15 protein-coding genes are annotated in these 20,260 nt (G+C 70.7%); 8 read left to right on the forward strand and 7 right to left on the reverse strand.

The features are described 5' to 3' along the window. Positions 1 to 47 precede the first annotated feature (47 nt). The 8 genes from katG (at position 48) to pqqE (ending at position 7,987) form a co-directional block, all read left to right on the forward strand. Positions 48 to 2,228, forward strand: coding sequence for a catalase/peroxidase HPI (gene katG, locus OIE69_RS03360; RefSeq protein ID WP_326580945.1), 2,181 nt, complete (start codon positions 48 to 50; stop codon positions 2,226 to 2,228). A gap of 270 nt (positions 2,229 to 2,498) precedes the next feature. Continuing rightward, complete coding sequence (locus OIE69_RS03365; protein WP_326570412.1) at positions 2,499 to 2,960, forward strand: MSMEG_3727 family PQQ-associated protein; 462 nt, start codon at positions 2,499 to 2,501, stop codon at positions 2,958 to 2,960. A 13-nt stretch (positions 2,961 to 2,973) separates the two neighbouring features. Next, a complete protein-coding gene (locus OIE69_RS03370; RefSeq protein ID WP_326570413.1) occupies positions 2,974 to 4,674 on the forward strand; it encodes a PQQ-dependent dehydrogenase, methanol/ethanol family in 1,701 nt (566 codons plus the stop codon). A 46-nt stretch (positions 4,675 to 4,720) separates the two neighbouring features. Next, the gene (gene pqqA / locus OIE69_RS03375) at positions 4,721 to 4,843 is read left to right on the forward strand and encodes a pyrroloquinoline quinone precursor peptide PqqA (RefSeq protein ID WP_063741021.1); all 123 of its coding nucleotides are present in this window, start codon (positions 4,721 to 4,723) and stop codon (positions 4,841 to 4,843) included. 98 nt (positions 4,844 to 4,941) lie between these two features. Continuing rightward, positions 4,942 to 5,829 carry a pyrroloquinoline quinone biosynthesis protein PqqB gene (gene pqqB / locus OIE69_RS03380; protein WP_326570414.1) on the forward strand — a complete coding sequence of 296 codons (888 nt, stop codon included), beginning with the start codon at positions 4,942 to 4,944 and terminating at the stop codon, positions 5,827 to 5,829. 4 nt (positions 5,830 to 5,833) lie between these two features. Further along, the gene (gene pqqC, locus OIE69_RS03385) at positions 5,834 to 6,544 is read left to right on the forward strand and encodes a pyrroloquinoline-quinone synthase PqqC (protein WP_326570415.1); all 711 of its coding nucleotides are present in this window, start codon (positions 5,834 to 5,836) and stop codon (positions 6,542 to 6,544) included. Between the two features lie 5 nt (positions 6,545 to 6,549). After that, positions 6,550 to 6,879 carry a pyrroloquinoline quinone biosynthesis peptide chaperone PqqD gene (gene pqqD / locus OIE69_RS03390; RefSeq protein ID WP_326570416.1) on the forward strand — a complete coding sequence of 110 codons (330 nt, stop codon included), beginning with the start codon at positions 6,550 to 6,552 and terminating at the stop codon, positions 6,877 to 6,879. Beyond that, complete coding sequence (pqqE, locus tag OIE69_RS03395; protein ID WP_326570417.1) at positions 6,872 to 7,987, forward strand: pyrroloquinoline quinone biosynthesis protein PqqE; 1,116 nt, start codon at positions 6,872 to 6,874, stop codon at positions 7,985 to 7,987. Before pqqD ends, pqqE begins: the two co-directional genes overlap by 8 nt. Here pqqE and OIE69_RS03400 read toward each other — a convergent pair. The 7 genes from OIE69_RS03400 to OIE69_RS03430 form a co-directional block, all read right to left on the reverse strand. Next, positions 7,984 to 8,469: a manganese efflux pump MntP gene (locus tag OIE69_RS03400; RefSeq protein ID WP_326570418.1), complete on the reverse strand. Its 486-nt coding sequence runs from the start codon at positions 8,467 to 8,469 to the stop codon at positions 7,984 to 7,986. The two genes, pqqE and OIE69_RS03400, sit on opposite strands and share 4 nt — an antisense overlap. Positions 8,470 to 8,801: 332 nt before the next feature. Continuing rightward, positions 8,802 to 11,333 carry a CehA/McbA family metallohydrolase gene (locus tag OIE69_RS03405; protein WP_326570419.1) on the reverse strand — a complete coding sequence of 844 codons (2,532 nt, stop codon included), beginning with the start codon at positions 11,331 to 11,333 and terminating at the stop codon, positions 8,802 to 8,804. 509 nt (positions 11,334 to 11,842) lie between these two features. Continuing rightward, the gene (locus OIE69_RS03410; RefSeq protein ID WP_326570420.1) at positions 11,843 to 12,916 is read right to left on the reverse strand and encodes a PP2C family protein-serine/threonine phosphatase; all 1,074 of its coding nucleotides are present in this window, start codon (positions 12,914 to 12,916) and stop codon (positions 11,843 to 11,845) included. 199 nt (positions 12,917 to 13,115) lie between these two features. Further along, complete coding sequence (locus OIE69_RS03415) at positions 13,116 to 14,012, reverse strand: class I SAM-dependent methyltransferase (RefSeq protein WP_326570421.1); 897 nt, start codon at positions 14,010 to 14,012, stop codon at positions 13,116 to 13,118. Positions 14,013 to 14,105: 93 nt separating this feature from the next. After that, positions 14,106 to 14,690 (reverse strand): helix-turn-helix domain-containing protein, encoded by a 585-nt coding sequence (locus tag OIE69_RS03420; RefSeq protein WP_326570422.1) that lies wholly within the window; start codon positions 14,688 to 14,690, stop codon positions 14,106 to 14,108. 214 nt (positions 14,691 to 14,904) lie between these two features. Then, positions 14,905 to 16,500, reverse strand: a complete 1,596-nt coding sequence (locus tag OIE69_RS03425) for an ABC transporter substrate-binding protein (RefSeq protein ID WP_326570423.1) — start codon at positions 16,498 to 16,500, stop codon at positions 14,905 to 14,907. A 588-nt stretch (positions 16,501 to 17,088) separates the two neighbouring features. Beyond that, the gene (locus OIE69_RS03430; protein WP_392567453.1) at positions 17,089 to 20,043 is read right to left on the reverse strand and encodes a M14 family metallopeptidase; all 2,955 of its coding nucleotides are present in this window, start codon (positions 20,041 to 20,043) and stop codon (positions 17,089 to 17,091) included. Positions 20,044 to 20,260 lie beyond the last annotated feature (217 nt).

A 20,260-nucleotide genomic window follows, 5' to 3' on the forward strand; every position in this document is an offset into this window, starting at 1 on the left:
CGGGCGGCCTCGGTCTCTCCGTCCCCACCGGGCACCGCGGCCGCCCGATCGGCGCCGCGGGCAATCGCGACTGGTGGCCGAGCCGGCTCGACCTGAGGATCTTGCGGAGACACCCCGCCGAGGCCGGCCCCATGGGCGAGGACTTCGACTACGCCGCGGAGTTCCGCACGCTCGACCTCGACGCGCTGGCGCGCGACGTCGACGAGGCCCTGACCACGTCGCAGGACTGGTGGCCGGCCGACTTCGGCCACTACGGGCCGCTCGTGATCCGGATGGTGTGGCACTGCGCCGGCACCTACCGCATCCACGACGGCCGGGGCGGCGCCGGCGCCGGCATGCAGCGTTTCGCACCGCTGAACAGCTGGCCGGACAATCGCAACCTCGACAAGGCCCGCAGGCTGCTGTGGCCGGTGAAGAAGAAGTACGGCCGCAAGATCTCCTGGGCCGATCTGATGGTCTTCGCCGGCAACCGTGCCCTGGAGACGATGGGTTTCACCACCTTCGGTTTCGCGGGCGGCCGGGCGGACGTGTGGGAACCCGACGAGGACGTCTACTGGGGTCCCGAGCACGCCTGGCTCGGCGACGAACGCCACGGCGGCGTCCGGGAGCTGCAGAGTCCGCTGGCCGCCGACCAGATGGGCCTCATCTACGTCAATCCTGAGGGACCGAACACCGTCCCGGACCCGATCGCCTCGGCCCGGGACATCCGCGAGACCTTCCGCCGCATGGGGATGAACGACGAGGAGACCGTCGCGCTGATCGCGGGCGGCCACACGTTCGGCAGGACCCACGGCGCGGCCGACCCGGCCGCCCACCTCGGCCCCGAGCCCGAGGGGGCGCCCCTCGAGGAACAGGGCCTGGGCTGGAAGAGCGGCTACGGCACCGGGAAGGGCCCGGACACCATCTCCAGCGGGCTCCACGGCACGTGGACGCCAACCCCCACGACGTGGGACAACAGCTTCTTCGAGACGCTGTTCGGCTACGAGTGGGACCTGGAGCTGAGCCCCGCCGGTCTGTGGCAGTGGATCCCGCGGGACGGCGGCGGGGCCGGCACCGTGCCGGACGCACACGACCTATCGACGACGCACGCCCCGACCATGCTGACGACGGACCTGGCACTGCGGTCGGACCCGGTCTACGAGCCGATCTCACGGCGCTACCTCGCCCACCCGGACCAGCTCGCGAACGCGTTCGCCCGGGCCTGGTTCAAGCTGACGCACCTCGACATGGGCCCGGTCCGGCGTTACCTCGGACCGCTGGTCCCGCGGGAGACCCTGCCCTGGCAGGACCCGGTCCCCGCCGTGGACCACGAGCTCGTCGGGGCGGCGGACGTCGCCGCGCTCAAGGGCATGGTTCTTGCCTCCGGGCTGTCGGTCGCCCGGCTCGTCTCGACCGCGTGGGCGTCGGCGTCGACGTTCCGCGCCAGCGACAGGCGCGGCGGGGCGAACGGCGCGCGCATCCGCCTGGAGCCGCAGCGGGGGTGGGAGGTCAACGACCCCGGCACGCTGGCACAGGTGCTGCGCACCCTGGAGGAGGTCCAGGCGTCCTTCGACCGATCCCAGGCCGGGGACAAGAGGATCTCGCTGGCCGACCTCATCGTGCTCGGCGGCGCCGCCGCCATCGAGCGGGCCGCCGAAACGGCCGGCTACGAGGTCCGGGTCCCCTTCGTTCCGGGACGCACGGACGCCACGCAGGAGTGGACCGATGTGGAGTCCTTCGCGGCCCTCGAGCCGGTCGCGGACGGGTTCCGCAACTACTGCGGCAGGAACGACCGGCTGCCGCCGGAGCACCTGCTGGTCGACCGCGCGAATCTGCTGGACCTGAGCGCGCCCGAGATGACCGTCCTGGTGGGTGGCCTGCGGGTGCTGGGCGCCAACCACCGCCAGTCGCCGCTGGGCGTGTTCACCTCGGAGCCCGGGTCGTTGACCAACGACTTCTTCGTGAACCTGCTCGACACGGGCACGGCATGGGAGCCGGCGTCCACGGCCGCCGAGACCTTCGTGGGGCGCGACCGGGGCACCGGCGAGGTCAAATGGACCGGCAGTCGCGTCGACCTCGTCTTCGGCTCGAACTCCGAACTGCGCGCCGTCGCGGAGGTCTACGCGAGCGACGACGCACGGGAGAAGTTCGTGAAGGACTTCGTCGCCGCGTGGGACAAGGTCATGGGCCTGGACCGGTACGACCTCGTTCGATCCTCCCAACGGGGGCGCACGGCGCACGAACGGTAGCTGGTCGCGGACGAACGGCATGAGCGGGCCCGCGCCCGCGCTCACCCTTGTCGGTGTGATCCATCCGGCGTAGCGTGCTTATCAGGCGGCACTTTATCCGCTTTCCCGCGCATTCAATTCGGCGCAATGGATTTCCGATGCGACAAATCCGACGAAGTCAATTCGGAGAACACTTTCGAGGGAAGGTGTGCAACCGGCCGCGACGTACCTCGGTCGGCGCGTCCGGCACGAAGAACAGGACGATCTCGGCATGAGGAGAGTGACGCCCCGATGACGACCATGCAGGAGCGATCCGACCTGCTGGACAAGATCGGGTTGGCCGAACAGAACAAGGCGGCGCTGGGTCAGGTGCTGGGAACCGGGAGCATCGGATATGCCGACGAGAAATCGGATGGCACCATGCGGGCCACGATTCGGATCCACCCGGATGAGCTGAGCTGGGATCCGTCCATTTTGGTCATGCCCCACGGAGGCGATATCGAGCTCGAACTCGTCAATGACGATCTGAACACGCACTGCGCGCTCCTGCCGAGCAATGGCGACCGGAAGTTCATCTGGTTGGTGAACCATTCGCGCGGACGGGCGACCCTCAACCTCGACGGACCGGGCTACTACTGGTATTGCTCGCCGACGGGCAACGACGAGGGCCGGGGGTTGACCGGGGCCATCGTCGTCCTGGGGGAGGCTCCGCCGGAGGCCCGCCTCGACCGCCCCGAGCAACCGCGGCCGTAGGAAGGAGGAGGAGATGTCCGTCGACTACGTGGACGCGGGCGAAGCCGTCGATCAGGGGCTGCTGAGCGGCAAGGTCGCGGGCGGGGATGTCGCGCCGCCGGTGGTGGCCGGCCTCGACTACGAACGCATACTCAACGCCCGCCGGGAACCCCACAACTGGCTCACCTACTACGGCGCCTACAACGGTCAGCGGTACAGCCCGCTGGACCAGATCAACACGGACAGCGTCAAGCGCGTCGTCCCCGCATGGGTCTTCCAGGCCGGCACGACCGGACTGATCGCGGGCGCGTCGACCTACTCGTTCGAGGCCGCCCCGATCGTCGTCGACGGGGTCATGTTCGTGTCCGGCTGGGACGGCTGGGTCTGGGCCCTCGACGCGAAGACCGGTGTGGAGATCTGGCGGTACAAGCACGCCGTCCCCTTCGACGTGTCGCTGTGCTGCGGGAACGTCAACCGCGGGGTCGCCGTGGCCCAGGGGAAGGTCTTCACCGTCACGCCGAACGCCCGTCTGCTCGCACTCGACGCCACCACCGGCAACCGGGTCTGGGACAAGACCTACGGCGACGTCCGGGCCGGGGAGAGCGCCACACTCGCCCCGCTGATCGTGAAGAGCATGGTCGTCGTCGGCAGTTCCGGCGGCGAGTTCGGCGTACGCGGCCACCTCGACGCATTCGACCTCGCCACCGGCGAGCACCAATGGCGCTGCTACACGGTGCCCAAACCCGGGGAGCCGGGCTCGGAGACCTGGCCCGCCGACGGTGAGGCCTGGGCACGTGGCGGGGCGAACTGCTGGGTCACCGGCACGTTCGACCCGGAGACCAACCTGCTGTACGTCGGCACCGGCAATCCGGCGCCCGACTTCGACGGAGGTGTCCGCGAGGGCGACAACCTCTTCACCGACTGCGTCATCGCCGTCGACGTCGACAGCGGTCAGATCCGCTGGCACTACCAGTGCACCCCGCACGACCTGTGGGACTACGACAGCATCGCCGAGTGCATCCTGTTCGAGCGGGACGGGCGCAAACTGCTCGGGCACTTCGACAAGAACGGCTACTTCTTCGTCCTCGACCGCACCAACGGGGCGAGGGTCGGGATCACCCCCTTCGTGGACCGCATCACGTGGGGGGCCATCACGAGGGACGGCCGGGTGACGGCCAAGGCGTACCCGGACAAGGAGGGAGAACCCGTCCACTTCTACCCGGGTCCGGCCGGCGCCAAGGAATGGACCCATGCGGCCTACAGCCCGAAGTCCGAGCTGTTCTACGTCCCCGTCCAGGACACGGGTGCCACGGCCACCCGGCGGCGCCGGGAGTTCAAGGAGAGCATCCCGTACTGGGGCGCGGGCGTTCAGGTGGACATCGAGGACATGGCGGGGTCCGTCAGCGCGTTCGACGCCGACGGCGAGGAGAAGTGGCGCTGGCGCAACGAACTGCCGATGTGCGCCTCGGTGCTGGCCACCGGCGGTGACCTGGTGTTCGCCGGTGAGCCGTCCGGCGAGTTCAACGCGCTCGACGCCCGCACCGGGCAGCTGCTGTGGCAGTTCCAGTGCGGGAGCGGCCACCACAGCAGCCCGACCACCTACATGGTCGACGACAGGCAGTACGTCGCCGTACCGGTCGGCTGGGGCGGGTGGGCCGAGGGATTCCTCCCCGGCATGCTCGGTGCGGGGCACGGCAGCGCCCTGATCGTCTTCGCCCTCCCGGATTGGTCGTAGCGCGCGACCCGGACCTGCCGTATCCGGTCGGAAAGGAGGTGAGCCCATGGAATCCCAGCCCATGGAATGCCAGCTGGAATCCCAGCTCGCCGTGTGGGAGACGCCCGAGTTCGAGGAGATCGCGGTCGCGGCCGAGGTGACGGCCTACGTCGCCCGGCTCGAGGACTAGCGCACGTGGGGCACGCCGGACCGTGTCCGGCGCCCCCCGCGGCTTGGGACGCCAACCCACCGGCCCGGACCCGGACATCGGACGAAGGGAGTGCCGGCGTGCTGCTGCGAGTGCTGGGCTCAGCGGCGGGAGGCGGATCCCCGCAGTGGAACTGCGGCTGCTCGGTGTGCGCCGCGGTCCGCTCCGGGGCCGCACCCCCGCGCACCCAGTCCTCGGTCGCCGTCAGCGCCGACCACCGCCGGTGGTTCCTCCTCAACGCCTCCCCCGACCTCCGCGCCCAGTTCGAGGCCTTCCCGGGGCTGCACCCGCGGGGCGACCGGACGACACCGCTGGAAGCGGTGCTGCTCACCGACGCCGAACTGGACCACACACTGGGCCTGCTCCTGCTGCGCGAGGCCCGGGCCCTGCGGGTGTACTCCACACCGGCGACACACAAAACCCTGTCTGACGGCTCGGGAATCCTGAGCACACTGCGGCACTACTGCACCGTCGAGTGGCAGGCCGTGGTCCCCGGCACCGACCTGGCGCTGGCGAACGGGCTGTCCTGCCGCGCGTTCGACGTTCCCACCGCCAAACGCGCCCGGTTCGCAGCCGAGGCGGACCACGGCCGTGTCGTGGGCTACCGGCTGACCGACGAGCACACCGGGGGCACGCTGGTCTACCTGCCGGCGGCGCAGTCGCTGACGGCAGCGCTGCGCACGGAGATCGAAGGCTGCGGATGCCTGCTGTTCGACGGGACCTGCTGGCGCGACGACGAGCTCATACGGCTCGGGCCGGCGAGCAGGACGGCCCGGGAGATGGGCCACCTGCCCATCGACGGCCCGGACGGCAGCCTGTCCCAGCTCCCGTCACTGGCCGCGGGGCGGACGATCCTCATCCACATCAACAACACCAACCCCGTTCTCCTGGAGGACGCACCCGAGCGGCGCGCACTGCGGGAGAGCGGCATAGAGGTGGCCACGGACGGCCTCGAGGTCCAGGTGTAGAGCCGTGACGACAACTCCCACGAGGACAACCAGGAGCAGCGCCACCGACGGCTTCGTCGAGACGTTGCGGGCCCACTCGCGGCGCTACCACGACCAGCATCCGTTCCACGTGCTGATGAACGCCGGCGGGCTCAGCCCTCGTCAGATCCGCGGCTGGGTGGCCAACCGCTTCTACTACCAGGAGAACATCCCCCGCAAGGACGCCGCGATCCTCTCCAACTGCCCCGACCTCGAGTTCCGCCGTCGCTGGCTCCGGCGGATCACCGACCACGACGGCACCGCCGCCGGCGAGGGCGGCATCGAGGCGTGGCTGCGCCTCGGCGAGGCCGCGGGGCTGACCCGCGAGGAGGTCCGGGACCACCGGCACCTGGTACCCGGAGCGCGGTTCGCCGTGGACGCCTACGTGAACTTCGCCCGGACCCGCCCGTGGGTGGAGGCGGTGGCGTCCTCGCTCACCGAGCTGTTCGCACCCGACCTGATGGCCGCACGCCTGGCCGCGTTCGAGCGCTGGTACCCGTGGATCGACCCCGAGGGCCTCGCCTACTTCCGCACCCGTCTGGAGCAGGCTCCCCGTGACTGCGAACACGCCCTGCAGGTGGTCACGTCGCACTGCGTCTCCGCCGAGTCCCAGGCCCGCGCCGTCGACGCGCTGTCGTTCAAGTGCGACGTCCTGTGGAGTCTGATGGACTCCATCGAGCAGGCCTACCCGAAGTGACCGCCATGGACCCGACCTCCACCGGAACGACCAGGGCCAGGACCAGGACCGGTCCCGGCGTCGAGGTGTGCGGTTCCGACAGGCCCCTGCTGGCACGCCATGTCCGCCTCACCTTCTGCCGGACCAGACAGCGCCTGATCCTGCTGCACCCCGAGACGGTGGTGGTCCTGAACGGCAGCGGCGCGGCGATCCTCGAACTGTGCGACGGGCGGCACACCGTGGCGGAGATCGTGACCGAGCTGGGCACCCGCTACCGGGCCGTCCCCGGGGACGAGGTGCGGCAGTTCCTGGCCCGGCTCGTCGCCAGGCGCTGGATGGAGCTCACCGATGGATAGCCCGTTCGGATTGCTCGCCGAACTCACCTACCGCTGCCCGCTGGCCTGCCCGTACTGCTCCAACCCGCTGAACATGGCCGGCTACCGGGACGAGCTGGCCCTGGACGAGTGGCGGCGGGTCCTGGCCGAGGCCGCAGAGCTGGGGGTACTGCAGTGCCACCTGTCGGGCGGGGAACCCCTGCTGCGGCGCGACCTGGTGGAGATCGCGGCGGCCGCTCACGACCTGGGCCTCTACACCAACCTCGTGACCAGCGCCCTGGGGCTCTCCCGTCCGAGGGCCGAGCAACTGCGGGCGGCCGGCCTGGACCACGTGCAGATCAGCATCCAGGCCGACGAAGCGGCCGTGTCGGACCGGATCGCCGGTATCCCGTCCTTCCGGCGCAAGATCGAGGCGATGCGACTGGTCAAGGAGCTGGGCTGGCCCCTGACCATGAACGTGGTGCTGCACCGGCACAACATCGACCGCGTCGCCGACGTGCTCGCCCTGGCCGAGGACGTGGGCGCCGACCGGCTGGAGCTGGCCAACACCCAGTACTACGGCTGGGCCTGGCGCAACCGTGCCGCGTTGCTGCCCAGCCGGGCCCAGCTCGACGCCGCCGAGGTCGTCGTGCGCGCCGCCCGCGAACGGTTGCGGGACCGCATGGACGTCATCTACGTCCTCTCCGACTACTACAGCCGCTACCCGAAGCCCTGCATGGGCGGCTGGGCGTCCCGGCAACTGACCGTGACGCCGAACGGCGACGTCCTGCCCTGCCCGGCCGCGCAGTCCCTGCCGTTGCCGCGGGCCAGCGTGCGGGAGGACTCGCTGGCGCGGATCTGGGCCGAGTCCCCAGTGATGACCGCGTTCCGGGGGACCGACTGGATGCCCGAGCCCTGCCGGAGCTGCTTCCGGCGGGAGGTGGACTTCGGCGGCTGCCGCTGCCAGGCGTTCCTGCTCACCGGCGACGCGGCCCGTACCGACCCGGTCTGTCACCTGTCGCCCGACCACCGGCTCGTCGCCCGCGCGGTCGAGGCCGCCAACACCGGCTCGCGGGCCGACGATCCCGCGCTGGTCCCCCGGCCGCACCGGGCCCGCCGGGCGGACCGGATCCCGGGCGGATCCCGCTAGCCGCCGAACCACAGCGGCAGCGCCACTGCGGCGATGATCAAGGTGACCCCGCTCAGCAGGTCCGAGCGGATCCGGATCAGACGCGCCGTGACCCGCCCGAGCTGCAGCCCGACCAGCGACATCACCGCCGTCATGATTCCGAAGACGGCGGCCGAGAACCACGGCGAGAGCCCGAGGAGACCCAGGCTCGCCCCGGCGAACAGGTTGTCCAGGCTCAGCGTCAACGGGATGCCGAACAAGGCCCACGGGTGGTCCAACTCGTCGGGCTCGGGGTTCCGCAGGGCCGAGACGACGAGGTAGAGACCGTACCCACCGAGTGCGGCCGCGCCCACCAAGTCGGCGACGTCCCCGACGGACTCTCCGAGCCGGCGACCGATCAGCAGCCCGACCAGGGGCATGACGGCGTCCCACAATCCGAAGGTCAGCGCGACCTGCACCGCGCGCTTCAGACCGAACGGGACGGTACCGAGCGCGATCGACACCCGGAAATTGTCGAGACTGAGTACAAAACCCAGGACCAGTATTTCCCAGATCATGACGATGTCGCCGCCCGGTGGCGACGGACGACGGCGGCGCCGGATCCACCGCGTGAACCATCCGTCAGGTGGGGAACGACGTCCCGGACGGGACGCGAAATCCAATCCACAAAGCCGACTTCCGGCGCGTTTTCCACACTACTCGCCGCAGCGCCGGGGGCCAATCGACGCATGGAACAGCCCCGCGACAGCACCGCCTCCCCCGGCGCGCCACCGGTCGTACTGCGTGTCCGAGGCGCGTCGGGAGGGCGGTGCCGTGCGGGCCGCACACCGGCCGGTCAGGCCAGCTTCGCCCGGAAGATCTGCTGGGTCTCGTCGCGCTGGGTACGGGTCGCGCCGCGGTCGCTGGTGAACACCACGACGCCGCGGTGCAGGGCGGGCCAGGTGTTGTTGCCCCGGTGACTCACCTGGGTGGCCTTGGACCAGCCCTTCTTGCCGTCCAGAGTGGCGGTGAAGATCTTCCACCGCCAGTCGGTCGAGCGGGAGTCGTACCAGACGGCGCGGACCGTGCCGTCGGGGTCCACGCCGAGCTTCGCCCGCTGACTCATCGCGTCGGCGTCGAGGCCGACGTTCTCGAACGCCGTCCAGGTGAGGCCGCCGTCGGTGGAGCGGCCGGCCCGGAGCTGGAGGTTGGAGCCGGAGCTCTGCAGCGCGCCGCTCTCCCAGATCGCGACGAACGTGCCGTCCTCGTCGACGGTCAGGCCCGGGTGCCTGTCGGAGCGGTCGCCGACCTTGCTGACCTGGACCGGGTTGCCCCAGCCGCGGCCCGGTGCCTTGCGTACCGACGCCAGCACCTGCCAGTTGTCGGGATCCGTACCGCCGCCGGCCGGCTGGCCGGTGGGCGGGGTGTGGCCGGTCCACAGCGGGTCCGGGTCGAAGCGGTCGTCCTGCCAGCTGATCACGGCGTGCCGGCCGTCGTGGACGGCGACCGCCGGGAACAGCGAGGCGGGGTAGCGCGGGGAGCGCGCGTCCCCGGGCACGCCGGGACTGGTCGCCTTGCCGGCCGCGGAGATGTTCACCGCGGCCTTGTCGACGCCGACGATCTGCGCGTACACGTCGAACGCGCCGCCGCTGTTGTCGGACCACGCGACCAGCGGATGGCCGTCGCCGACCAGTGCAAGCGCCGGGTGGACGGCGCGCCCCCTGCCCTTGCTGATCTTGTTCGGGGCCTTGAAGGAGCTGCCGCCGTTCGCGCTGTGCGCCAGCAGGATCACCGGACGGTGCGGCTGCTCCTTGCCCTGCTCGTCCTGCCAGACCACCCACACGTCCTCGGAGGCGGCGGCTATGCGCGGGAACCGCGCGGTGGCGGAACGGCCGGAAAGGGTGACGGACTTGGTGATCCGGCCCTTGCCGTTGAGCCGGCGGTAGACCACCTTGCTCGCGTGGTCCTCGTGCACCTCCGCCACGATGTGCGTGACGTCGCCGACGACCGCGACATCGGAGAATCCGGTGAACGCGCCCAGGTCGCCGGTGACGAGTTCCGCCTTGTCGTCGGCGGTGTCGGCGGCCGGGAGCGGGATCTCGGGCCGGGGGACGGCCGGAGCGCCGACCGAGACGAAGATCGGCGAGGTGGCGCCCCGGAGCTGGTCCGGCAGGTTCGGGTCGGCGTCGGAACCGGAGGGGCTGCCGGGGGAACGGGCCTCGGCCCGGAACCAGCCGTGGTCCGTGCCCTTGAGGACGAGCGGCAGCTCGTAGCTCTCGTTGGCCCGCTGCGGCCGGTAGCTCGCGATGGGACCCGCCGTACGGCCGGGGGCGGCGTACACGTGGACGGTGGTTCCCTTGCCGCCCTTCACCTTCACGCGCAGCGTGGCCTTCTTGGGCAGCTTGCGGTCGGCAACGACGACCTCGTCGCCGCCGATCGCTTCGAACACGCCGTCACCGTCGGCGTCCGCCTCGATGGTCAGGAACGGCCCCGAGGTGTTCTGTGCGACCGTCGTACGGCCGCTGCGGAACCCGTCGAGGATGCCGAGGACCGAACGCTTCGCCGCGAAGACGTGGGTGGTGGGCGTCCCGGGGGCGTCGACGTCCCACAGCTCGCGGAAATGGCAGTCGCTCGCCGCCGCCACCCCGAAACGGAAACCGGCGTTCCACCGGTTCTCCGCGTACTCGACCTGCTCGTCCGGGCCGGTGGAGACGTTGAGCACCTCGGCGAGGTCCGCGCCCTGGACGCTGGCATTGTCGTTCGGGCCCGTCGCCGGCGTGTACTCGCCGTCGTCGGGGTGGGCCTGCGACCACACGGCACCCTGCGCGTGGGCGTCCCAGACCGACTGCTGTACGTGGCGGAAGGCCGCGGAGCCGGGCGGGTTGGCGCCGTCCACGATCACGTCCACGTTGCCCAGCACGATGGCGTGGGGCGAGCCGTTCGCCTCCTCGCCCGGGAGCAGCAGCAGTTCGGACGACTTCCACTGGGGGTCCCAGACCTGGTCGTACGTCCGGTGGTCGGTCAGGGGCATGAAATCGAGGCCGGCCTTCTCGCCCTGCGCGATCTGGTCGCCGACGGGAAGGTTTCCGGGCAGTGCCTGGTGGGACGTCTGGCGGGGCCCGCTGCCGTCCGAGGAGTGGTCGTCGTGGACGTGGGTGTCACCCGCGAGCCACTTGCCCGTGGGCGCCTTCCCCCGGTTGAGCGCAGACGTCCGGCCCGCCGCCTTGGCCTTGCCGCCCTGCTCGGAAGCGGGCTTCGTGGCAGCCTCGGCGGTGCTCGCGCCGACGCTGACCGCCACGACGGCGGAACCCGCCATGACCACGAACCTCCGGCGGGTCAGGGCCTCGGACCCGCGGTCCGGCCCGTTGGACCCTCTTGTCGTTTCCATGTACTGCGCCTTTCCTCGCACCGTTCCCCTGCGGATCGGTGTGCGGTCCCCGAGACGCTATGGCGCCCCTTTTTCAGGGAAATGAACTGATAGCGAACTGTTCGCGGTGCTTGGCGCATCAGGCGCCCGCGTCCCGGACGGCCGCCGTGGGGCAACGGGTCCGTCCCGTCAAGCCCGGTTCGCACGGGATTCGGGCCGGTCGGCCGCCCCTGACCTCTCACGTCAGGAGGTCGCGGACGCGAGTGCGGCCGCCCCCGGGCAGCACTGTGGAGCCGGCCTCCTCGAACGGCTTCGCAGAGGACCCAGCCGTCCCTTCCCGCCCCGCCACTGTGGCAGTAGGTGCATGCCCCACGCATGGGTCAAACACCCCTATGCGTGCGGCTGCCGTGCGGGTCAAACGACCCCCGCGCACGTCCCCCGGACCCCCCGCGGAACGGCGGCAGGCCGGTTTTCCGCGGGCTGCACCCCTGCGGAACACCGGCCTCCTCCCCCGGCAGCCCGGCGAGCGGTCAATCCTGCCGCCACTGCCCCGCGTCCTCGCGCCACGCCTCACCGGCCGGCCAGGTCAGCACGGGCGCGCCCGGTTCCTCCACGCGCGTCAGCGCCACCATCGCCAGGTCGTCGGCCGGGAGCGCGCCGGCGTGGTCGACGACATCCTCGAGGATCTCCCCCAGGACGTCCGGCAGGCACACATGACTGGGCGCGCCCTGCCGGACCCACCGCCACGCGGTCGCCCGTTCCAGCAGCGGGTAGCAGCGTCCGGCGGCGTCGCGTGCCTCCATCAGCCCGTCGGTGTAGAGCAACAGCGTGTCCCCGGGACACAGTTCGAAGCGCTCCTCGATGGCGCCGCAGTCCCGCAGACCGTACAGGCCCAGCGGAGGGGCCGGGCACCCCGCCACCAGGGCCACGCTCCCCCGGCGGGCGCGTATGGGGGGCGGATGGCCGTGGTTGACCATGCGGGCGAACCGCTCACCGTCCCGCACCTCCAGCAGCAGCGCCGTGACGAATCGTTCGTCCTTGTCGCGGGAGAGGTCTTCGCTCTCGGCCAGGTGGAACAGGAAGCTCTCCTCCAGACGCGCCGACAACTCGGCCAAGGTCGCCGCGCGCGGCGCCCATTCCCGGAAGGCCCCGAGCACGGCCGCGACGTCCTCGAAGGTGGGCAGGCCCTTGCCGCACACGTCTCCGATGATCAGCCGGGTCGCCCCACCCGCGCGTGTGACCGCGTAGAGGTCTCCGCCGACCTGTCCCCGGCCCCCGCACGGCCGGTAGATGGAGGCGAGCCCCAGAGCGCCGATGCGCCCGGGCAGTGGCCGCAGCAGGACGCGCCGCACGGTGTCCGAGACGGCGTGCGCCCGCGCCGCCCTGCAGCGATAGCGGTCCTTCACGTTTCCGAGCACCATCGCCGCCGTCCCAGCGGTGACCAGCGGCGCCAGGCCGCACGCGAGGCTCGGATGGGAGTACAGCGGCAGGATCACGCACACCGCGCACACCGCGAGGATCCACGCCGTCACACTGGCGGCGGCCAGGTACCGCACCCGTTTTCCCTCGTCCTGCCCCTCCTCGAACTGCTCGATGTCCGCCATCGGCATCACTCCCTCGCGGTCCGCGCGGGGCCGGAGACCGAGGGATCCCCGAGCGGTTCCCGGCCGGCGCATCGACGTCCCACTCGTGATGGGACACCTCGACCGTAGGAAGGAACGCGACCCGGACCCTTGCCCGATCGTGCACAGCGTTTTGCCCGTCCCTGCACCGCACGGACCGGCGCCGGCATCGCGAGGTGGTTCAGGGGCGGCGGGCGGCCCAGACCGTCCGTTCGGTGCGCACGCGCAGGTCGGTGCGGCGCGGGATGCCGTCGGGGCTCTCGGCGTCCAGCAGGCGGTCGAGGGCCGTCAGGTCGTCCGGTGTGAGGGCGGGGGCGACGGCGCCGCGCATGCGGCGCAGGGTGGCGAGGGCGTAGCGGGTGACGGTCTCGGTGAGGGGCGGGGCGATGTCGACGGCCAGGGTACGTTCGGCCTCTACCGCGAAACCGGCCCCGGTCAGCTTGCCCGCCCAGTCGGCGCCCCGGTGGGGGACGTGCTCTGCGTGGTGCTGGTCGAGTGCGGCGTGGCAGCGCTCCTCCAGGCCCGGGGCCTCGGCCGGGGCGTCCTCGGGCAGGAAGCGGGGGAAGCCGGCCAGTTCGACGACGGCGAGAAGGCCGCCCGGGGCCAGGAGGTCGTGGACCTGGCGCAGGGTCCTGTCGGGGTCGGCCATGTGGTGCAGGGAGGCCGAGGCCCACACCAGTTCCGGGGCGCCGAGGCCCGGCCAGGCCGGTGCGTCGAGGTCGGCTCGGACCAGGCGTACACGGTCGGCCACTCCCGCCTCGGCCGCCTTCGCCTGCAGGCGGTGCAGGTGCGGGGCCGAGGAGTCGACGGCCGTCACCTGTGCCGCGGGGAAGCGCCGGAGCAGGGCGAGGGTTCCGGCTCCCGTGCCGCAGCCGAGGTCCACGATGCGGCGGGGGCTGTCCTCCACGGGCAGCCATGCCGTGATGGACGCGGTGTGTTCGGCGAGCACTTCCGCGTCCAGGTCGAGGATCTCCGCCTGGTCGGCCGTGTCGTGGTCGTGCTCGTACCCGTTCTCCTGCTCGTGGACGTGGACGTGGGGGGCGCCGTGGTGCGCTGCCTGCGGGCGGGGGTGGCTCATGGCCGTCACGCTAACCGGGCCATGGGCGCCGGGGCCCGCGGCTTCCGGAAAGCGCAAGGCGATGGCCCGCTGAGGTGCGGCAGGCGCAAACCGTCAGGGCGACACCTTCCCGGTGTCCTCGCCGCGCTGGTGGCCGCGGCGGGCGTCGCGGTCGAAGATGCCGAGGATCTCGCACGGTCCGCCCTCGGCGCCGATGGCGTGCGGGAGCATCGTGGGGAACTCCGCTGCCTGGTTGGTCTCGATCCGCAGGCGCCGGTTGCCCAGGAGCAGGACCGCGGTGCCGGACAGGACGACAAGCCATTCGCGGCCGGGATGGGCGCGCATGCGCGCCGGCTGGTCGGGCGGCGGGTTCGTCATGCGCTGCCGTACGACGGTCATGCCGGGTTCCGCCTTGATCGGCCAGCGCATCTGGCCCCGCGCCCTGTCGATCGTCGGGTTGGACACGACGTCGTCCGACGCGGTCTCGACCAGCTGGTCGAGGGAGGTGTCCAGGGCGCGTGCGAGGGTGACCAGCTGGTCGAGGGCCAGCCGGCGCTGCCCGTTCTCGATGCGGGAGAGCGTGGACTGGCTGACGTTGGCGCGGGTGGCCAGCTCTTCGAGGGACCACCCCTGGGCGACGCGCAGAGCACGGATGCGTTTGCGTACCAGGCTGTCCAGGTCGTCATCGTCTTGCGTCATGGGCAAGAGCCTATGCGTTCACAGCAAGGAGTGCCCACCCCGCCCACCCCCGACACCGAGACCGCACCCCCAGGTTCCCGGACCGCGACGCGGCAGCCGCAAGAGGGTTGCGCGACTGCCGCGTCTGCGTCCATCGTGGCCGTCGCCGTGTGAGCGCAACGTGAGCGCCCTGCCCGCGGTCCCCGGCGGCCGACGACGCCCGTCCGCGCGCCGGTTACTGAGTCACTCCCTTCTGGATCTCCCAGAAGCGGAAGACGGTGGAGGGGTCGAGGGTCCATTCCAGGCCGTTGATGTTGTCCCTGGAGACGACGTACTGCTTGCCCTGCCACAGCGGGATGATCGGCACGTCGTCGGCGACCGTGTTCTGCAGGTCCTCGAAGTCGGCGGAGGTGGCGGCGCGGCCGGCCTCGGCGGCGGTGCGCGGGAGCAGTTTGTCCGTGATGTTGCTGTTGACGTAGTTGTTGCCCAGGACGTTGCCGTCGCCGAAGAAGGGGGCGGTGAAGTTGTCCGGGTCCGGGTAGTCCGGGACCCAGCCGCGTACGTACACCGCGTACTTGCCGGCTTCGATGTCCTTGGCGTACTGGTCGGCGTCGGTGGTCTTGACGTCCACGTCGAACAGGCCGCTGTCGTTGAGCTGCTTGGCGATCGCCTTCAGCTCCGCCACCGTGCCCGGGCCGAAGCGCACCGGCGTCGCCCACAGCGTGAAGGAGACCTTGTCGGTGATCCCGGCCTGCGTCAGCGCGGCCTGCGCCCCGGCGGTGTCGCCGCCCTCGCCGTAGCGGTCGAAGAACGCGGTGTTGTGACCGGTGATGCCCGCCGGCACGATCGAGTACAGCGGGCTCGCGGTGCGCTGGTACACGTCGCGGATGAACGCCTTGCGGTCGATCAGATAGGCCACCGCGCGCCGCACGGCCTTGTTGCCCACCACCGGGTCCTCGAGGTTGAACACCAGGTGCTGGACCTCGGCGCCGGTGCCCTCCACGACCTGGATCCCGGTGTCGCCGGCTATCGAACTGCTCTGCAGCGAGGCGATGTCGGCGGAGTCCAGACCACGGTAGGCCAGGTCCACCGACCCGTCCTCCACCGCCTTCTTCAGCGTCGGCTCGTCACCGAAGAACTTCATCGTCATACCGGAGTTGCGGATCTCCGCCGACCCCTGGTAATCCCCGTTGACCGAGAACACCGCTTCCTTGCCGGCCTCGTAGGAGTCCAGCTTGTACGGGCCCGAACCCGTCGCCTTGCTGTCGCTGCGCAGCTTGTCCGCCGGGTACTGCGTGTGGTCCACGATCGAGCCCGCGCCCGAGGCGATCTTCATCGGGAACGTGGCGTCGGAGTACTTCAGATGGAAGACCACGCGCTCCGGCGAGGGCGTGTCGATCGTCTTGATCGAGTCCAGCAGGACCGCCGGGCCGTTCTCGTCGTTGATCTTGATGGTGCGCTCGAAGGAGAACTTCACGTCCTCCGAGGTGAGCGCCTCACCATTGCTGAACTTCAGGCCCCCGCGCAGCGTGCAGTCGAAGGTCTTGCTCGCCTCGTCGGTGAACTTGCAGCTCTCCGCGGCCTCCGGCTCGGGCTTGGTGGCGCCCTTGGGGAAGCTGAGCAGCGACTGGAAGACGTTGTTGAACACGATCCAGGAGCCGACGTCGTAACCGGCGGCCGGATCGACCGCGGTCACCTTGTCCGTGATGCCCATCGTGACGGACTTCCCGGTGGCCCCGCCGTCCGACCCTCCCGTACCACAGCCGGCGACCACGACCGCCGTCACCGTCGCGGAGAGCGGGAGCGCCAGTCGTTGGACTCGATTCCTCACAAGACTTCCTCACTACTTTGCGGTAACCTGTACACGCTCACGCGTATACCGTTGCTATTTCCCGATTCACGTCAGACGGTCCCTTATCCTGCCAGGTGCCACTCCGCCGCCCGGAACCGGGGTGACCTGCCTGAACGGCAGCTTGAATCGACGCGTTCAGATCACGCCGCGCCGCATCGCGGCGGCCCTGACGCCCAAAGCCATGAACCTAGCCGCCCTTGCGTGAATGTCGCATTGCCGTGCAGTGGATTCACTGTGAATGAATCGGAATCGAGGCACCCCTCATCGAGGCGTGCGCCGAACTCCCGCCCCTCAGCGCTCGGCCGGCGTCCCGGGCGGAAGCCGGACGCGCGGCCGCGGCTCCACCCGGCTCGCGATGCGGCCCATCAGAGCGCATCCGGTGTGAACGGAGCGTGAGCCCGCGCCCGGGGCGACACGCGTCTTCGGCCGGTCGCGACGGACGAGCCGGCAACACAGGGCGCACAGCGCGAGGCGGCCCGTACCCGCGGAGGGTACGGGCCGCCTGGCCCACCGATCGGCGTGCCCTGTGCGTGCCGCCTGCTCAGAGGCGGACGGCACGCACAGGCATCAGCGGCGCAGTGCCTTGAGTGCCTGGCGGACCAGGCTCACGCGGTCGGCCGCCGAGGGGACGTGCTCGAGGCCGAAGCCCAGCAGCACCGTGTCGTGCGTGACGACCGCCCCCTGCGTCAGCGGGCCGGTGCGCGCCCAGTCCCGCTGGACGGGAGGGCTGCCCGCGGGCGGACCGGCGACGGTCCAGGGGCCGAGGGAGGTTTCGAAGCCCTCGGTCTCGGTGACCGCCCCGCCGATGACCAGGGAGGTGTCGTCGGCCTGGAGGCCCTGGCCGCCGGAGATCGGGTCGGTGATGTAGCTGAGCGAGACCTCGACCTTCTTGCCCGCGTAGGCGCTCAGGTCGAAGTTCACCTGCCGCCAGCCCCCGGAGGAACCCGTGAAGCCGTTCCAGGCGCCCGAGGTGCCGGTGGCCTGGCAGCCCGCTCCACCCGGGGTCAGGTAGTGCGTGAGCCACGGGTGCTCGGCGACGTAGAACCCGGCCTCGCACTCGGCGGGCACCGTGGTGCTGGTGGCGCCGCCCTTGTCGGGGAGGGTGGTCCAGTCGTCGGCGCCGACGGTGTGGACCTCCAGGATCGCGTTGTCGTAGCCGGGCTCGGTGTCCCACAGGAACTGCGAGCGGAGCGTCGGCGCGTCGGCCGCGCTGACCCCGCTCAGGTCGATCGTCCGGGTGAGCCGGTTGTAGGCGTCGTCGGTGTGGACGGCGGTGGCCATGAAGGAACCCGCGTAGGGCGCGTCCGAGGCGACGGAACCGGAGTACCGGCCGGCGCCCTTGCTCGCGAACTGCGGATACGTGGCGGGCTCGAGCCAGTCGGAGGTCACCCGGTAGGTGCCCGCCGCGTCCAGCGGGTTGCCGGTGGCGCCGGCGAGCGGACCGTTGAAGGCGGCCAGCGCGCCCGTGCCGGCGAACCCGGTGGCCCCGCTGGTCGACGTGCGCGAGTACGCGCCCAGGTAGTACTGGCTGAAGTCGTTCGACGGGGTGCCGTCGGCCAGGGCCACGTTGCCGCCCGCCCGTTCGCCCGCCTCGATCAGCTTGCCGCCCTCGTTGAGGTAGGCGCGCAGCTCGAGCTGGGTGGGGTTGCCCGGCAGGGCCGCGCCCGTGTAGTGCACGACGGTGCGGAAGTGCCCGAGGACCGCGAGCGCGTCGGGTGCGCCCCGCGTGGCGACGTCCCAGACGGCCGCGCGGTGGCCGTTGGCCTTCAGGGCGTCGACGTACGCCTTGGTCTGGGTGGCGGCTGCGCCTTCCTCTGCGACGACGAGGGTGTCCGCCGAGGGACGGTCGGCCACGGTGTAGGTGAAGTGGTCGCCGGAGACCTTCTTGCCGCTCTTGGTCCGGCCGGTGAACCACACCTCGACCTTGTCGCCGACGTCGCCGTCGCGGACCGTCGCGCGGTACTCGTCGAAGTAGAGGTTGTCCTCGCCGCCGAAGGTCTCGCCGCCCCGCCAGGAGCGCAGCGACTCGTCCTTGGTGCGGCCGCCGTTGACGCGGTAGTTGAGCTCCTTGTCGCGCAGCGACTTGCGGGCGACGACCGAGACCTCCTGGTCATGGCCGCGCGCGTAGGAGGTGGTGAAGGGCGCCAGGGTGAAGTCCGCGGCGTTCAGGCCCAGGGAGGAGGCGGGGACGTCGGGGTGGGCGGCCGACTCCGCCACGGAGAGCGCGAAGGGGATGTTCTTCTCGAACTCCTGCTGGATCAGCTTCTCGTCGTCGGGGAAGTTGAACCCCGACTGGCAGTCGGAGGCCACCCACTGGTCGTCCGGGTCGATGTTGGACGCCGTCTGGCACGTCGACATCTCGGGTGTGAACATCGCCAGGCCGTTGACGTTGGACGCGTGACCGTCCGCCTCGCCGTTGGTGGTGTACAGCTCCGACGAGACCTGCGGGTGGTAGCCGGGGATCGCGGAGTTGTCCGGCGTGCCGGCCAGTGCCCTGTACAGGACGTCGTCGGGGGTGTCCGTGGCCACCTGCCAGCCGACTCCGTAGAGCAGCAGCTGGGCGGCGGAGTGGTAGTTGATGCCGTAGGTGAAGTCGATCCGCTTCTGGAAGGCGTCCAGCGCCCGCGTCTCCGGCTCGGAGTTCGGGCCCGCTCCGCGGTAGGTCTCGCTGGCGGGGTTGGGCGAGGAGCCCTCGTCGTCGTAGCCCCACTTGTAGGCGAAGTTTCGGTTGAGGTCGACACCGTCGCCCGCGGTGATGACGCCGTCACCGTTGTTGTCGCGCAGGTTCTTGCGCCACAGGCGGGTGTCGTCGTTCTGGAAGGTGAAGTCGTAGCCGTCCGGGTTCGCCGATATCAGGAACCACAGTTCGGTGGAGTCGACGAGCTTCTTGATCCGCTTGTCGGTGCGGTAGTTGTCCAGGTAGTGGTGCATGAGCCGGCGGGTCATCTCCGGCGTGATCCACTCACGTGCGTGCTGGTTGGACATGTACAGCACGGAGGGTTTCGAGCCGTCCTTGGACTTCGCCGCGTCCTTGGTGAGCTTGAGGGCGAGGATGTCCTGCCCGCGTGTCGTCTTCCCGATCGAGACGACCTTCGTCAGCCCGGGGTTGGCGCGGTGGGTGGCGAGGATCTCGTCCTTGATGCCGCCCTTGCCGCTGTACGGGCGGAACACCTTGTCGGCCGCGTTCTGTACGCGTGCCTCGGCCTTGGCGCCGAGCGTCCGCTCGCTGAGCTGCACGCCCTTCTTCCCCAGGTCCTCCGCCTGCCTGCCGGTGAGGTAGACCTCGACCGTGGCCGTGCCCTGCGCCGGGGGCCGCTCACTGAGCTCGTGCGCGTCCTGGCCGGCCTGGAGCAGCAAAGGGATCTGACTTCGAGTCACTTCTGCGCGGTACACCTTGACGGTGTCCGCCTCGGTGGCGGCCGTGCCCGCGTCGCGGGCCTGGGCCATGGGTGCCACCGTCGCACTGCACAGGATGAGGGCGCCGACCGCAGCGATCGTTAAGGATCTGGTTCTCACGAGCATCCCTTCACGTCGTTCCAGGACAGAGGCGCCAATCCCATAAGAAGTCGGGTCGCCAGTCAAGGTCCGGGGAAAAAGACGCCTCGGGGGGCTCGTGTGTCATCGGATGGTCATTCCCCGTTCGGCGACGGGGAATTCGGCCGCCATTGCCCGAAAGCCCGGGCGCGGGGTCGGGAGAATTCCGGGATCACGGTGAACGCGGCTTGTGATAGGCCGGGTG

It is taken from the genome of Actinacidiphila glaucinigra, assembly GCF_035918135.1.
In the GTDB taxonomy this organism is placed as follows: domain Bacteria; phylum Actinomycetota; class Actinomycetes; order Streptomycetales; family Streptomycetaceae; genus Actinacidiphila; species Actinacidiphila glaucinigra.

Coding starts and splice junctions, on each gene's coding strand:
- OIE69_RS03365 (WP_326570412.1), top strand. CDS start 2,499: ATGACGACCATGCAGGAGCGATCCGACCTGCTGGACAAGATCGGGTTG.
- OIE69_RS03370 (WP_326570413.1), top strand. CDS start 2,974: ATGTCCGTCGACTACGTGGACGCGGGCGAAGCCGTCGATCAGGGGCTG.
- pqqA (WP_063741021.1), top strand. CDS start 4,721: ATGGAATCCCAGCCCATGGAATGCCAGCTGGAATCCCAGCTCGCCGTG.
- pqqD (WP_326570416.1), top strand. CDS start 6,550: ATGGACCCGACCTCCACCGGAACGACCAGGGCCAGGACCAGGACCGGT.
- pqqE (WP_326570417.1), top strand. CDS start 6,872: ATGGATAGCCCGTTCGGATTGCTCGCCGAACTCACCTACCGCTGCCCG.
- OIE69_RS03405 (WP_326570419.1), bottom strand. CDS start 11,333: ATGGAAACGACAAGAGGGTCCAACGGGCCGGACCGCGGGTCCGAGGCC.
- OIE69_RS03410 (WP_326570420.1), bottom strand. CDS start 12,916: ATGGCGGACATCGAGCAGTTCGAGGAGGGGCAGGACGAGGGAAAACGG.
- OIE69_RS03415 (WP_326570421.1), bottom strand. CDS start 14,012: ATGAGCCACCCCCGCCCGCAGGCAGCGCACCACGGCGCCCCCCACGTC.
- OIE69_RS03420 (WP_326570422.1), bottom strand. CDS start 14,690: ATGACGCAAGACGATGACGACCTGGACAGCCTGGTACGCAAACGCATC.
- OIE69_RS03430 (WP_392567453.1), bottom strand. CDS start 20,043: ATGCTCGTGAGAACCAGATCCTTAACGATCGCTGCGGTCGGCGCCCTC.